14 protein-coding genes and 1 pseudogene are annotated in these 14,623 nt (G+C 36.5%); 11 read left to right on the top strand and 4 right to left on the bottom strand.

Annotation, left to right across the window (positions count from 1 at the left end):
- Nucleotides 1-10 precede the first annotated feature (10 nt).
- Nucleotides 11-919 (top strand): hypothetical protein, encoded by a 909-nt coding sequence (locus BCF58_RS15170; protein WP_121462646.1) that lies wholly within the window; start codon nt 11-13, stop codon nt 917-919.
- A 50-nt stretch (nt 920-969) separates the two neighbouring features.
- On the opposite strand, the gene BCF58_RS15165 is transcribed toward BCF58_RS15170, so the two are convergent.
- The 4 genes from BCF58_RS15165 to BCF58_RS15150 all read right to left on the bottom strand — a co-directional run bounded on the left by BCF58_RS15165 (nt 970) and on the right by BCF58_RS15150 (nt 3,540).
- Nucleotides 970-1,419 carry a GNAT family N-acetyltransferase gene (locus tag BCF58_RS15165; protein ID WP_121462645.1) on the bottom strand — a complete coding sequence of 150 codons (450 nt, stop codon included), beginning with the start codon at nt 1,417-1,419 and terminating at the stop codon, nt 970-972.
- Nucleotides 1,412-2,035, bottom strand: coding sequence for a ribosome biogenesis GTP-binding protein YihA/YsxC (gene yihA / locus BCF58_RS15160; RefSeq protein ID WP_121462644.1), 624 nt, complete (start codon nt 2,033-2,035; stop codon nt 1,412-1,414). The genes BCF58_RS15165 and yihA overlap by 8 nt, the downstream gene beginning before the upstream one ends.
- A gap of 5 nt (nt 2,036-2,040) precedes the next feature.
- Entirely contained in the window at nt 2,041-2,685 is a 645-nt protein-coding gene (locus BCF58_RS15155; RefSeq protein ID WP_121462643.1) for a hypothetical protein, read from the bottom strand.
- Between the two features lie 93 nt (nt 2,686-2,778).
- Nucleotides 2,779-3,540, bottom strand: coding sequence for an alpha/beta fold hydrolase (locus tag BCF58_RS15150; protein ID WP_121462642.1), 762 nt, complete (start codon nt 3,538-3,540; stop codon nt 2,779-2,781).
- Nucleotides 3,541-3,813: 273 nt separating this feature from the next.
- Here BCF58_RS15150 and mraZ point away from each other — a divergent pair, with 273 nt between their 5' ends.
- The 10 genes and pseudogenes from mraZ to murG all read left to right on the top strand — a co-directional run bounded on the left by mraZ (nt 3,814) and on the right by murG (nt 14,616).
- On the top strand, nt 3,814-4,272 hold the full coding sequence (gene mraZ / locus BCF58_RS15145) for a division/cell wall cluster transcriptional repressor MraZ (RefSeq protein WP_121462641.1): 459 nt from the start codon (nt 3,814-3,816) through the stop codon (nt 4,270-4,272).
- Between the two features lie 38 nt (nt 4,273-4,310).
- The gene (rsmH, locus tag BCF58_RS15140; RefSeq protein ID WP_121462640.1) at nt 4,311-5,204 is read left to right on the top strand and encodes a 16S rRNA (cytosine(1402)-N(4))-methyltransferase RsmH; all 894 of its coding nucleotides are present in this window, start codon (nt 4,311-4,313) and stop codon (nt 5,202-5,204) included.
- 65 nt (nt 5,205-5,269) lie between these two features.
- Entirely contained in the window at nt 5,270-5,635 is a 366-nt protein-coding gene (locus tag BCF58_RS15135) for an FtsL-like putative cell division protein (protein WP_121462639.1), read from the top strand.
- Nucleotides 5,619-7,610, top strand: a complete 1,992-nt coding sequence (locus BCF58_RS15130) for a penicillin-binding transpeptidase domain-containing protein (RefSeq protein WP_121462638.1) — start codon at nt 5,619-5,621, stop codon at nt 7,608-7,610. Before BCF58_RS15135 ends, BCF58_RS15130 begins: the two co-directional genes overlap by 17 nt.
- A 19-nt stretch (nt 7,611-7,629) precedes the next feature.
- The gene (locus BCF58_RS15125) at nt 7,630-9,090 is read left to right on the top strand and encodes a UDP-N-acetylmuramoyl-L-alanyl-D-glutamate--2,6-diaminopimelate ligase (protein WP_121462637.1); all 1,461 of its coding nucleotides are present in this window, start codon (nt 7,630-7,632) and stop codon (nt 9,088-9,090) included.
- A 44-nt stretch (nt 9,091-9,134) separates the two neighbouring features.
- A pseudogene (locus BCF58_RS17710) lies at nt 9,135-9,504 on the top strand (four helix bundle protein).
- 47 nt (nt 9,505-9,551) lie between these two features.
- On the top strand, nt 9,552-10,793 hold the full coding sequence (gene mraY / locus BCF58_RS15115) for a phospho-N-acetylmuramoyl-pentapeptide-transferase (protein WP_121462636.1): 1,242 nt from the start codon (nt 9,552-9,554) through the stop codon (nt 10,791-10,793).
- A 71-nt stretch (nt 10,794-10,864) separates the two neighbouring features.
- On the top strand, nt 10,865-12,190 hold the full coding sequence (murD, locus tag BCF58_RS15110) for a UDP-N-acetylmuramoyl-L-alanine--D-glutamate ligase (protein ID WP_121462635.1): 1,326 nt from the start codon (nt 10,865-10,867) through the stop codon (nt 12,188-12,190).
- A 74-nt stretch (nt 12,191-12,264) separates the two neighbouring features.
- Nucleotides 12,265-13,503, top strand: a complete 1,239-nt coding sequence (locus BCF58_RS15105) for an FtsW/RodA/SpoVE family cell cycle protein (RefSeq protein ID WP_121462634.1) — start codon at nt 12,265-12,267, stop codon at nt 13,501-13,503.
- A gap of 15 nt (nt 13,504-13,518) precedes the next feature.
- Nucleotides 13,519-14,616, top strand: coding sequence for an undecaprenyldiphospho-muramoylpentapeptide beta-N-acetylglucosaminyltransferase (gene murG, locus BCF58_RS15100; RefSeq protein ID WP_121462633.1), 1,098 nt, complete (start codon nt 13,519-13,521; stop codon nt 14,614-14,616).
- Nucleotides 14,617-14,623 lie beyond the last annotated feature (7 nt).

The following is a 14,623-nucleotide window of genomic DNA, read 5'->3' as shown; positions in this document are numbered from 1 at the left end:
ATCGCAGATTATGAAAAAAATATTTTATGTATTAATGGTTATTTCATTGGTTTCTTGTTGTGGAAAAGAACCAATAAATGATGGAGAAACTATTAAAGATCCTACTAAAATCATACCTGATCTCAACAATATCAACATCAGTATTTTAATTGATTTATCAGACAGAATAGATCCTCAAACCAATCCTAATCCAACAATGCAATATTTTCAAAGAGATACCGAATACATCAAAGCCATTGAAAAAGGATTTTTAAATCATATCAAATCCAAAAAGATCATTACTTATGATGATCAGATGCAGATTTTTTTCAATCCCGAACCTTCGGATCCGAAAATGAATGAATTTACAAAAGAGCTTAAGGTTTCTTTTGATAAAAATACCAGCAAAGATTATTTTAGTCTGGTGGAAAAAAAGTATTCGGAATTGCCTTTAAACATTTATCAGTCGGCCATTAAAGACGGAAATTATGTTGGTTCGGATATTTGGGAGTTTTTCAAAAATAAAGTGAAAGATTATTGTATAAAAGATGACCGCAGAAACATTCTTTTTATTCTGACAGACGGATATATGTATCATGCTGATTCTAAATTCGAGGAAAAAAAAGACAACTCATATAAAACATCTTATCTCACCACCAAACTAATCAGATCTAACAATCTTATCAATTCAGATTTTAAAAATATTATTGAAAAAAATGGTTATGGCTTTGTGAAAGCCAACGATAATTTAAGTAATCTTGAGGTGATTGTTCTGGGAATCAACCCGGAAAAGGGAAATCCATTTGAAGAAGCTGTCATCAAAGAATACTGGGAAAACTGGCTCAAAGAAATGAAAATCAAAGACTACCAGATAAAATCTGCCGATCTTCCTTCTAATATTGAACCTATTATTTTAAAAGCAATAGCAAATAAAAACTAAGAACATTCAACATATTTCCCACAAAAAAGCGAAGATTCATCTTCGCTTTTCTATTTTCTTATCATTTCCGTATGCGGAATATCATCTTCCAGATATTTTTTCCCGGTATCCTCAAATCCGAAACCAGCATAGAACTTCAGTAAATAATCCTGTGCCGAAATCCTGATCTCAGGAGTATGAAACCTGTTTTCTATAGTTTCAACAGCATATTGTATCAATAATTTGCCTAAGCTTTTTCCCCTGGCATTTTCTGTAGTTAAAACTCTTCCTATGGAAGTTTCATGGTATTTAATTCCTTTATCAAAAAGGCGGCAATACGCCAGAACTTCTCCGTTTTCTTCCGCCCAGATATGTACAGCTTTCTGGTCATAATCATCCAGATCCGGATAAGGACAGTTTTGTTCCACAACAAAAACATCAACACGGGCCTTCAAAACCTGATAGAGCTCCGGAACCGTAAACTCGTCGAAAGTTTTTATCTTCCAGATTATATTACTCATCAAAGTTGACATTATTAAGGATTAAAAAATCATTGGTCTTCTCTATAAAATTCAGAATTTCTTCACATCCTTCTTTCTTTTCGGCAGAGGTTACATACAATTCCGGAAGATCTTCCCATGTTTTATGAAGTTCTGCCTTATAATGTTCTACGTTCTGTATTACTACATTAGGTTTCAATTTATCCGCTTTTGTAAATACAATGGAAAAAGGAACCCCACTTTCACCACACCATTGAATAAATTCCAGATCAATCTTTTGAGGAGTATGCCTTACATCCACCAAAACGAAAAGATTAACCAGGTTTCTCCTGTTTAAAATATAATTGGTGATCAGTTTTTCAAAGTCTTTTCTGATCGACTTGGAAACCTTTGCATATCCGTATCCCGGTAAATCCGTCAAATACCAGTTTTCATTCACTAAAAAATGATTAATAAGTTGCGTTTTCCCCGGAGTTTGAGAAGTTTTAGCCAAATCTTTATGATTCATCATGGCATTAATCAACGACGATTTTCCTACGTTGGACCTTCCTATAAAAGCATATTCAGGAATCGTAGGTTCCGGGCAATCCTGCCATTTCCCACTACTCTTTACAAAATTTGCTGTTTTAATAACCATTTTTACTATTTTAATTCTCCAAATATCGTAATAAATAAATCGCCGTAAAAATTCCAATCATCTATATAACAATTGATGATTTGCTTTTTCTTATTGCCCAGCTCAAAAGTATATACATTTTTATAATCAGAACTCTCATCTTTTAAAACTACCGCTGCTGTAGCTTTCTTTTCCGATATCATTAATTTTTTGAAAATCTCCGGTTTTATCTTTTTTGAAAAACTTCCACTTTCATTCCTGAAATCAGCCCAAAGGTCATTTCCTTTATAGTAAAAAACAGCATTTTGTTCATTTACATTCGTAGCTGAAACCCCTTTAAAGCTTATTTTTAAAGGATCAGATTTATTAACCGATGAAACGAAAGTAGTGATATCTGGCTCCACAAAATAATCAAGACAAAAGTCAATAAAATTATTGCCTTCCGTTAAATTCACATTTTTAACTACCGTTTGTCCAAAAATATTCTCATACTGAACTGAATAGGCTTTCATTTCCATATTTTTAGCATAAAATGCCCCGAATCCTTCATTGATAAAATCAACTTCCCGGTCTCCGTCAAATATTTTTATGCTTTTTTGTTCCGGATTATAATTCCCTGTCTTACAATCTTTAATGGTTCCTACCAACCAGGCTTCTTTCTGAGCACTCATTGTAGTGCTTAGAAAGAAAAACAGAATTAAAAAAGGAAACTTCAATATCATTGTAAATAAAATAGGAAGTAAAATTTACCTCCTATCATCTTTTTATATTTTATCTTTTAACCAGTGGTAAAGAATTTCATTGAACTCATCTGGTTTTTCCATCATGGCTGCATGACCACATTTATCAATCCAGAACAGATCCGAATTCGGAATAAACTTATGCATATCTTCCGCCACTTCCGGAGGTGTTACATTATCCTGTTTTCCCCAAATGATACATGTAGGACATGTAATCTTAGGCAAATCATTCAGCATATTGTGTTTAATGGCGCTTCTTGCTAACATCACAGTTTTAATCCCCTTCATCCTGTCATTCACCACATTGAAAACCTCATCTACCAGATCTTCAGTAGCTACAGACGGGTCATAAAAAACCTCCTCTGTTTTCTTCCTTATATAAGATCTGTCATTTTTTCTTGGAAAACTGTCCCCGAAAGTTCTTTCATATAAACCTGAGCTTCCGGTAAGGACAAGATTTTTAACAAGATCCGGTCTCGCCAAAGTTAAAATAAGGCCCACATGACCCCCCATTGAATTTCCTACAATAGTTACCGGTCCGGAAACATGAGCTTCAATAAACTTGATGATATATTTTGCAAGAGTGGTAAGATTCGTGTTAAGTACAGGTAAATCATAGATCGGTAATTGAGGGACATACACCTTAAATCCTCTCTCTGAAAAAAAATGCACCATCTTATCGAAATTACTCAAACCACCCATTAGTCCGTGCAACAGCACCAATGGATGTCCCTCTCCTGCCTCTATAAAGGTAAATTTCTTTTCTTTTTTTGTACTAAATATCATAAAAATGCTTTAATAAAGCCTTGCAAAAATACAAATTAAACCTCAAAAATATTTTGATATCCCTAATTTAAAATAAAAATAATATAATAATGTTCTTTTAGGTACTTTTTTTCAAAACCTTTTTGTTATGGGCTAAATAACAGCATCTACAAGGCCCGAACAATCAAACACTTACATTCCAAACACTTAAGTCTTGATAAAACTTATTAACATTAAGTCAAAAAGTGGGAAAAAGTGGGAAATTTTGGAAATATTTATATAAATTTGTCCCAAATGAAGAATTTCATCGGAACATATGAGTGTAAAATAGACGACAAAGGTCGCTTGAAAGTACCTTCATCGCTGACGAAGCAGATGGAGAACTTTGAAGATAAGGCTTTTGTGGTAAAACGCTCCGTGTTCCAGCCCTGTCTTGAAGTGTACCCTATGAAAGCATGGGATAAACTGATGGACAAAATTAATAAACTGAACAGATTCATTAAAAAGAATGCTGATTTCATAAGAATGTTTACGGCAGGAGTAAAAACAGTAGAGTTGGATAATGCTGGAAGATTACAGATTTCAAAAGACCTCACCCACTTTGCAAATCTTCAGAAAGATATTGTGGTTACCAGTGCAGGAGAATTATTTGAAATTTGGGACAAAGACGCCTATGAAAAGGTAATTTCTACCAATGAAGCCGATTTTGCAAGCCTTGCCGAAGATGTAATGGGCTCTTTTGATGAAGAATAACACGCTAATTAAAAAAAGCGAAAAACACAAACTAAAACATGTATCATAATCCCGTTTTGTTGAAGCAAAGTGTAGATGATTTGGTGACGAATCCAGACGGAATATATGTGGACTGCACCTTCGGAGGCGGAGGCCATTCAAGAGAAATACTGAACAGGCTTTCAGATAAAGGAAGGCTATACAGTTTTGATCAGGATTTAGACGCTCTTAAAAATACCATCGATGATCCAAGATTTACTTTGGTTAATCAGAATTTCAGATTCCTTGAAAACTCTCTATTAATGTATGGAGTTTCCGGAGTAGACGGAATTCTCGCAGATCTTGGCGTATCGTCTCATCAGTTTGATGAAGCAGACAGAGGATTTTCCACAAGAAGCAATGCTCCTTTGGACATGAGAATGAACGTCATGCAAAGCCTCGATGCGAAAAGAGTGATCAATGAATATGAAGAAGAAGAACTGGCTGATCTTTTCTACCATTACGGAGAACTAAGAGAAGCGAGAAAGCTGGCAAGAGAAATTGTTCATCACAGAAAAACAAAAAGTATAGAAACAACGGAGGATTTAAAAAAACTGTTCAGTTATATCCCCCCTCATAAGGTTAACAAATTCTATGCACAGCTTTTTCAGGCAATAAGAATTGAAGTTAACCAAGAGCTTGAAGTGTTGAAAGAAATGCTGGTTCAGGCTTACAGAGTGTTAAAACCGGGAGGAAGATTAGTAGTGATCTCTTACCACTCTTTGGAAGACCGTCTGGTAAAAAGATTTTTAAAGAACGGCATGTTCGAAGGAGAGCCCGAAAGAGATATCTACGGAAATTATAAAAAAGCATTTGAGCTGCTGAAGAGTAAAGCCATCATTCCTGATGATAAGGAAATTGAAGAAAACTCCAGAGCAAGAAGTGCAAAAATGAGAACAGGAATTAAAGTATAATGATATATCATCAATGATAAGCGATATTAATTATCCTTTATCATTAATCAATTATAAACAAAGCGTTGGCAAAAAGAACAACATACCGCCCTCAGAAAAAACTCACTTTTATAGATATTATAAAAGGAAACTTTCTGAACCGTGATGAAGTAAAAATACATTACAAGTATTTTTTACTGTTGTTCATATTGATGATGGCCATGATCTACAGTAACCATTTGGTTAATAAAAAGATCAAGATCGTCAATGCACTAAAAGAAGAAACAGAAGAATATAAATCGAGAAACGCTTATGCGCAGAGTAAGCTGATCAAAGTAAAAATGGAATCGGAGTTAGGGAAAGAAGTGGCGGAAGATTCCTTAATGACATTGGAAAATCATCCCCACAAACTGCTGATAAAATTAGATAGTACAGATGCAAAAGCAAAATGAATACGATAACAAACGTAAAAAAACGTTAAGATGGGGCTACCTCTTCGCAGTGGTGGCTTTGTGCGTGTTTGTCATGTTTTTGGGAAGAATCATTATTCTTCAGAACACCAATGTGCAGGAAATAAAAGATGATTATATCAATAAAAATTACCGTGAAGCCACTTTAAAAGCGGCCCGTGGGAATTTATATGCTTCTGATGGCTCTATTTTGGCAACAACGGTAATGCGCTACGATATCTATTTGGATTTCAAAACCATAAAGGATACTGTTTATACCAACAATATCGGAGCTTTAACGGATTCGTTAAGCAAAATGTTCGGAAAGCCAAGGGCTGAATTCAGAAAAAAATTTGACGAGCAAAGAAAAAAGAAAAACCAATACTATTCCCTAGCCAGAGGGTTGGATTTCGATCAGTACGACAGAATCAGAAAGTTCCCGATCTTTAAAAGAGGTAAAAATAAAGGCGGTTTCATTGTCGACAGGAATTACAAAAGGGAATTGGCTACTTCGGAAATCGGAGCCGGAACCATCGGAATAGACAACGGTGACCTTAAAGCAGGGCTGGAGGGAGCTTTCTCAAAATACTTAACAGGGACAGACGGAAAAAGACTAGAGCAGAGAATCAACTCTTCACAGTGGAAACCAATCGATTACTGGAAAGTCCAGGAACCTATAGACGGTGAAGATGTCTATACCACTTTAGATCTTAGGATTCAGGACATTGCACATTCCGCCCTTGAAAAACAGCTGATCAATTTTGAGGCAAAACACGGAACCGTAATTGTAATGGAAGTGGCCACAGGAAAGGTCCGGGCAATGGTCAATTTAAAAAGAACAGAAGAAGGAGAATATGTTGATTCCTACAACTATGCCCTAAAAGATAATATTGAACCGGGATCAACATTTAAAACCATTTCGCTTTTAGCCGCAATGGATGACGGTTTTATTGATGAAAATACGACCGTAAATGTAGGAGGCGGGGTATGGACGTATGCCAAACAAAGAATTTCAGATGGCCATGGTGGCGGAACTTACGATATCAGTGACGTATTGGCAAAATCCAGTAATGTAGGAACAGCCAAGCTGATTACCAAATATTATGCAGAAAAGCCGCAGATATTTCTCGATCACCTAAAACGTTGGAAGCTATTTGATAAAATGGATATTGAACTTCCGGGAATCACAAAGCCCAAAATCGTGACTCCTGAAAATAAAAGATGGAATGCGGCAACATTAGCTTCTATTGCTTACGGATATTCATCCAACATTAACTTATTACAGCTCACAACATTCTATAACGGGGTTGCTAACGGTGGTAAAATGCTGAAGCCCCTATTCATTGATAAAATCATGAAAGACGGAAAAGTAATGTATGTCGCAAAACCTGAAGTTATGGTCAACAAAATGGCATCTGAAAAAGCCATCAAAATGATGACCAGCGCATTAACGAAAGCCGTGGAAAAAGGAACCGCAAAAAGTATCTTCACTCCTAATCTGAAAATGGCAGGAAAAACAGGAACCGCAAGATTTGAATACTGGCTTCCGGGACCCATGAAGTATCGTGCTTCCTTCGCAGGATTCTATCCCGCAGACAATCCGAAGTACACCTGTTATGTAATGATCAGTGAGCCGAATACAGCTAAAGGGTTTTACGGAGGAACAGTTTCTGCACCGGTGTTTAAAGAAATCGCAGGAAAAACATTCCTGAAAACACCTCAGAATATTGAAAGAGAAATGCTGGTTGACAAAAAGGTAAACCTTAACAAAATGGTTGAGCCTAATGTGAAAGTAGCAGTAAACAATAAACAAATGCCCAATGTAGTAGGCTTAATCGGTAAAAATGTAATTCCGCAGTTGGAAAACCTTGGATATCGCGTCGACTACAGAGGAGTAGGAAGAATTAAAGAACAATTCCCGCTGGAGGGCACTGTCATCAGTAAAAATCAGAGAATTTATTTATCTCTACAGAATTAAAAGATAAAGCATCACAGCAATGCAATTAATTGAATTATTAAATAGAATCCCAACTTTAGAAATCCACGGTGACAATACCCGTGAGGTTTCCGAATTGGTTTTCGACAGCAGAAAGGTTACGGAAAACTCTCTTTACATCGCAATGAGAGGAACGGTGGTGGATGGACATTCATTTATTGCATCTTCTGTTGAAAAAGGAGCCAAAGCAATTGTTTGTGAAGAATTTCCTGAAAACTTGAATGAAAATGTTACTTATGTAAAGGTAAAAGATTCATCAAAAGCTTTAGGCCAGTTGGCTTCCAATTTTTATGGAAACCCTTCCGAACAGTTAAAATTGATCGGAGTTACGGGAACCAACGGAAAAACATCCGTTTCCACCTTATTATTTGATGTTTTCAAAAATTTAGGGTACAATTCTGCGTTGCTTTCCACCGTAGAAATAAGAGTTGGTGACGAAATTATTCCAGCCACTCACACAACTCCGGATGTTATCACCATCAATAAAATTTTAGCAAAAGCCGTTTATGAAGGTTGTGAGTATGCCTTCATGGAAGTAAGCTCCCACGGAATTGCTCAAAACAGAATCGAAGGATTACACTTCCAGGTGGCAGGATTTACCAATCTTACCCATGATCATTTAGATTATCACAAAACTTTTGATGAATATCTGAAAACGAAGAAAAGATTTTTCGATGTGCTAGATGAAACAGCTGTAGCTATTACCAATATTGATGATAAGAATGGTGCCATTATGCTTCAGAATACAAAAGCAAAGAAAGTTTCTTATGCTTTGAAGACCATGGCGGATTATCACGGAAGACTTCTGGAAGTGGATTTCAACGGAATGCTGTTGAATTTCAACGGAAAAGAGTTCTGGACTACCTTGACAGGAAAGTTCAATGTTTACAATCTATTATTGGTATTTGGAATTGCCTCTGAACTGGGTTTTGAACATGATGAAATCCTTCAGGCGATCAGCAAATTAAAAAGAGTTTCCGGAAGATTTGAAACCTTCAAATCGGATGGCGGAATTTTCTTCATTGTAGATTATGCACATACTCCGGATGCATTGGAAAACATCCTGGACAGCATTAATGATATCAGAACTAAAAACGAAAGACTGATCACAGTTTTCGGATGCGGGGGAGACAGGGATCATTCCAAAAGGCCTGAAATGGGAAATATTGCCACTAAAAAATCAACATTGGCGATCATCACTTCAGATAATCCGAGAACAGAAGATCCGGCACAGATTATAAAAGAAATTGAAGCAGGCGTTGAACCTCAGAACTTCAGCAAATACACTTCAATTCCGGACAGAAGAGAAGCCATAAAAATGGCGATCAAGTTTGCAGAACCGAAAGATATTGTTTTGGTTGCCGGAAAAGGCCACGAAAACTATCAGGAGATTAATGGCGTAAAACACCATTTTGACGATAAAGAAGTAATTAATGAGCTTTGGAAATTAATGAGCAAATGAAATGATTTAAACATTGAACTATTTAAACATTTAAAAATTCAAGGATGACAAAAAATTTTGAAGAGTTCCCTGTTTATCTCAGGAGTTTAGATTTGATTGAAAAGGTTTATCATTTTCTTGAAGCTAAAAATTTTGAAAAAGAATTTGAATTTAATAATCAAATAAAAAGAGCCGGCTTTTCAATATCAAACAATATTGCAAGGTTCGGAATATAATAATAACAGACAGTTTATAAAATATTTAAAAATAGCAAAAGGCAGCTGTGCCGAAGTTAGAAGTATGATGATTGTGAGCAAAAGATTAAGACTAGGAGACCAGAATAAAGCAGAAGAAATAATAAACCTGTCAAGGGAAATTTCTTCTAATATATCAAACTTCATTAAATATTTAACCGAGAATATTGAAAGAGCCTAGAATCTTACATTCTTAAATCATTTAAATCTTTAAATCAAAAAAAGAGCATGTTATACTACTTATACGAATATTTAACAAGTCAGGGAATTCATATTCCGGGAATGGGAATGTTGAAATACATCTCCTTCCGTGCCGGAATGGCAGTTCTTTTGTCTTTGACCATAGCTCTTGTATACGGTAAAAGAATCATCAATTACCTTAGAACAAAACAAATGGGAGAATTGGTCCGTGATCTTGGATTAGCAGGCCAAAAGCAGAAAGAAGGAACTCCTACGATGGGAGGATTGATCATTATTTTGGCCACTATTATCCCGGTTTTGCTGTTTACAAGGATTACCAATGTGTATATTGTTCTGTTGCTTGTATCAGTTCTTTGGATGGGAGCCATTGGATTCCTGGATGATTATCTGAAAAAGATCAAGAAAAATAAAGACGGATTAAGCGGGAAATTCAAAATTGTAGGACAAGTTGGATTAGGCTTAATTGTCGGAGTTACCATGTATTTCCATCCCGATATTACGGTTAAAAGAAAATATGCGGATGCCAAAGTGGTAAACAGAAATAATGTGGAGCAGAACTTTATGCCTACAGAAAAAATCACTGTTTCCACAGTTCCTTTTGCTAAAAATAACGAGTTCGATTACAGTGGAATTCTATTCTGGATGAATGATAAAGATGCTCATGAATGGGCCTGGATTGTTTTCATTCCTATCGTTATCTTCATTGTAACCGCTGTTTCCAACGGAGCCAATATTACCGACGGAATTGATGGTCTTGCAGCGGGAACAAGTACAGTCATCCTCCTCGCATTGGCCTTTTTCGCCTATGTTTCAGGGAACATCATCTTTGCAGATTACCTCAATATTATGTTCCTCCCGAACATGGGGGAAACCACCATTTTTGTGGTAGCGATGGTTGGTGCGGTAATCGGCTTTTTCTGGTACAATACCTATCCTGCACAGGTGTTCATGGGAGATACGGGAAGCTTGATGTTGGGAGGAGTAATTGCCGTTTTAGCGATTATTTTGAGAAAAGAATTAATGATTCCTGTTCTGTGCGGAATCTTCTTAATAGAAAACATATCTGTAATGCTTCAGGTAGCGGTTTTCAAATATAGAAAGAAAAAATACGGGCTGGAATATGCCCAAAACAATAGATTGTTTAAGATGTCACCATTACATCACCATTATCAGAAAGAAGGATTTCACGAAAGTAAAATCGTAAACAGGATGATCATCATCGGTGTAATGTTGGCTATTGTATGTCTTATTACATTGAAAATGAGATAAGTTAATTTAAAAATTGAAAGATTTAATAATTTAAATTTTGAAATCTTTCGATCATTAAATCAAAGAAAAATATGAAAATAGTTGTTTTAGGAGGTGGAGAAAGTGGCTGCGGAGCTGCATATCTGGCGAAAAAGAAAGGTTTGGAAGTATTTCTTTCAGACAAGGGAGCCATTAAAGATAACTATAAGCAGTTTTTGGTAGACAATGACATTGAGTTTGAAGAAGAAAACCACAATGAAGAAAGAATTTTAAATGCAGACTGGATCGTAAAAAGTCCCGGAATTCCGAAAAAAGCAGATATCATTCATAAAATTCATCAGAAGGGGATCAGGCTTTCCTCTGAAATTGAATTTGCTTCGGAGTTCACGAATGCTAAAATTATTGCGATCACAGGAAGCAACGGAAAAACAACAACTACCTCTCTGATCTACTACATCCTGAAAAATGACGGATTGAATGTAGGTTTAGGAGGAAACATCGGATACAGCTTTGCCAAACAGGTTGCTGACGAAAACTTTGAATATTATGTATTGGAAGTAAGCTCTTTCCAGCTAGATGATATTCAGAATTTCAGACCTTATATTTCTTTACTGCTGAACTTGTCACAGGATCATTTGGATCAGTACAATTACAACTACGAAGAATATGCATTGGCAAAGTTCAGAATAGCTGAAAACCAGGAGAATGATAACTTCTTCATCTACAACAAAGATGATGAAATGAGCAAAACAATCCTGGAAAAACTGGAAATCAAAGCCAAAATGATTCCTTTTTCAACCAAAGAAATGGTGTCTGAAGGAGCATTTGTTGATGATGACAAGATCGTGGTAAAACTGAAAGATGAATTCTCCATGAAAATTGATGAACTATCATTATTAGGAAACCATAATGTTGCCAACAGCTTAGCCGCTTCTATTGCAGGTAAAATATTGGAAATCAACAATGAAAGCATCAGGAATTCATTAATGACGTTCCAGGCAGTAGAACACAGACTGGAGTTTGTAACTGAAATTGATGGAGTAAAATATATCAATGACAGTAAAGCCACCAATGTAAACGCAACCTATTATGCCTTAGAAAGCATGAAAACTCCGACAGTATGGATTGTGGGAGGACAGGATAAAGGAAACGATTACTCGGAAATCGAGAATCTGGTTAAAAGAAAAGTAAAAGCTATTGTTTGCTTGGGAATTGATAACCAAAAAATTATAGACTTCTTTAAAGATAAAAAAGAGTTTATTTATGATACTTCCAGTATGGAAGAAGCAGTAAGAGTATCAAAATCTATTGCCAAAAACGGAGATACTGTTTTATTATCCCCTTGTTGCGCAAGTTTTGATTTATTCAAAAATTATCAGGACAGAGGCAATCAGTTTAAAGAGCAAGTATTAAAATAAATGTAAAAAGTAGAGGTGTATCAATGGCTTTTTTATTATGAATACATTGTACATCAATACATGAATACAAACATATGGACGAACAGAACACAGAAAGCAGATTTGAATTTCTAAAGGGCGATAAAGTACTTTGGATGGTCATTCTTGTGATCTCCATTTTCTCCATCTTCCCTGTATATTCTGCAAGTTCGAATCTGGAATATATTGTTAATAACGGGACCACAACCGGTCACGTTATCAAACACATGTTCTTTGTGCTTCTTGGTTTAGGAATTATGAGACTGGTAGGAACCGTGAAATATGAATATATCGGCAAACTCAGCAGCATTCTGCTCGGATTGATGATTTTACTTCTCGTGGTAACCATGTTTACGGGACAGACGATTGACGGAGCCAGTGCTTCCAGATGGCTGAAAATTCCGGGAACACCTATTTCCTTCCAGCCATCGTCCTTTGCATTCCTGATGTTGGTTATTTACCTATGCAGGTATTTGACAAAGAAAATAACCAGGGAAAGGCTCCCGATTGAGAATATCATGTACATCTTCGGACCTATCCTGCTTGTTTTTGTGTTAGTGGCAAAAGATAATGGTTCTACAGCGTTAATGATCTTAATGGTTTCCGTAGTCGTTCTAGTCATTGGACAACTTCACTGGAAGTACATTGCAGGCTTTATTTCCGCCTCATTTATTGCTATAGTTCTATTCTTAGTTATCGCATTAAACACCAATTTAATCGGCGGAAACCGTGTTCATACATGGATGAGCCGTATAGAAACATTTACCTCAAGTAAAGCAAAAACGGCAGATGTAGATGACGAAAGCGTAAAAGCCAAAAATTATCAGGTAATGCAGGCAAAAGCAGCCATCGTTCATGGTGGAATCACAGGCATGGGACCTGGAAAAAGTGCTTTAAAGCAAATGCTGCCGCAATCTGCCTCCGACTTCATTTTCGCCATTATTGTGGAAGAATACGGATTAATTGGAGCAGCCTTTCTGATCAGTCTGTACCTGATCATGATGATCAGGATCGTGATGATAGCCAGTAAAATGCCCGCATTTTTCGGGTCGCTGCTTGTTCTCAGTCTCGGTGTAATGATCTTCATACAGCTTTCGGTAAACATTGCCGTTGCTGTGAACCTGATCCCGGTAACAGGACAGCCGTTGCCATTAATAAGCTATGGAGGAACATCCATGTTGGTAACCTATATACAGTTAGGAATTATTCTGAACGTAAGTTCCAGAATCCAGATATATGATGAAGAAGGAATGGGGAAAAAGCAAAGTGTTGCAGAAATAAACGATATCGCATAAACACAAGAAAGTAAGATGAGCAAAAAATTGAAAGTATTACTATCCGGCGGAGGAACAGGAGGACATATCTTCCCGGCCATCGCTATTGCGGATGAGATCAGAAAAAGATTTCCTGATACCGAATTTTTGTTCATCGGAGCCAACGGAAAAATGGAAATGGAAAAAGTTCCGCAGGCAGGCTATAAGATCGAAGGAATCGATATTGCAGGGATCGACAGAGGAAATCTTCTATCCAACCTAGGATTACCTTTCAAGATTCTGAAAAGCTTATCCAGATCCAAAAAGATCATTAAAGAATTTGCTCCCGATCTAGCGATAGGAACAGGAGGTTTTGCAAGCGGCCCTGCTTTATATGAAGCCAGCAGACTTGGAATCCCGATTTTTATTCAGGAACAGAATGCCCACGCAGGAGTTACCAATAAAATTCTGAGCAAAAAGGCAAAGGCTGTATTTACCGCATATCCGAAAGTAGAAGGTTTCCCTAATGAAAAGATAAAGTTCCTGGGAAACCCGATCAGGGAAAATATTGTTTCGGGAATGACGGAAACTACCATTGCAAAAGAAAAAATGGGTCTTAATAAAGACAGGCTTACCATACTTTCCGTTGGGGGGTCTTTAGGATCAAGAACATTGAATAATGCCTGGAAGGCACATTTAAATGACATTATCAGTAAAGAGTATCAGCTGATCTGGCAAACAGGGAAACTGGATTATAAAGATATTATTGAAGAAACGAAAGACATTGATAACAGAAATATACAGGTTCTTGAATTTATCAAAGAAATGGAACTCGCTTATTCTGCAGCAGATGTTATTGTTTCAAGGGCCGGAGCCATTGCCATTTCAGAGTTGGCCGTTGCACAGAAACCTGTCTTATTGGTGCCATTTCCTTTTGCAGCGGAAGATCATCAGACAAAAAATGCCATGAATCTGGTAGAAAAACATGCCGCAAAAATGGTAAAAGACTCTGAAATGCAGATCAAATTCTGGGAAACCCTGGAGGAAATCTGTGAAAATGAAACCATAAGAAAAGACATGTCTAAAAATCTGCTCTATTTTGCCAAGCCGAATGCAGCGAAGGAAATTGTAGATGAGATTTTTAATACAATATAAAAACTAG

This window comes from Chryseobacterium defluvii (assembly GCF_003634775.1).
GTDB classification, from domain to species: Bacteria; Bacteroidota; Bacteroidia; order Flavobacteriales; family Weeksellaceae; genus Chryseobacterium; species Chryseobacterium defluvii.
Note: the sequence above shows the minus strand (reverse complement) of the source record. Positions and strands in the feature narration are given on the sequence as shown.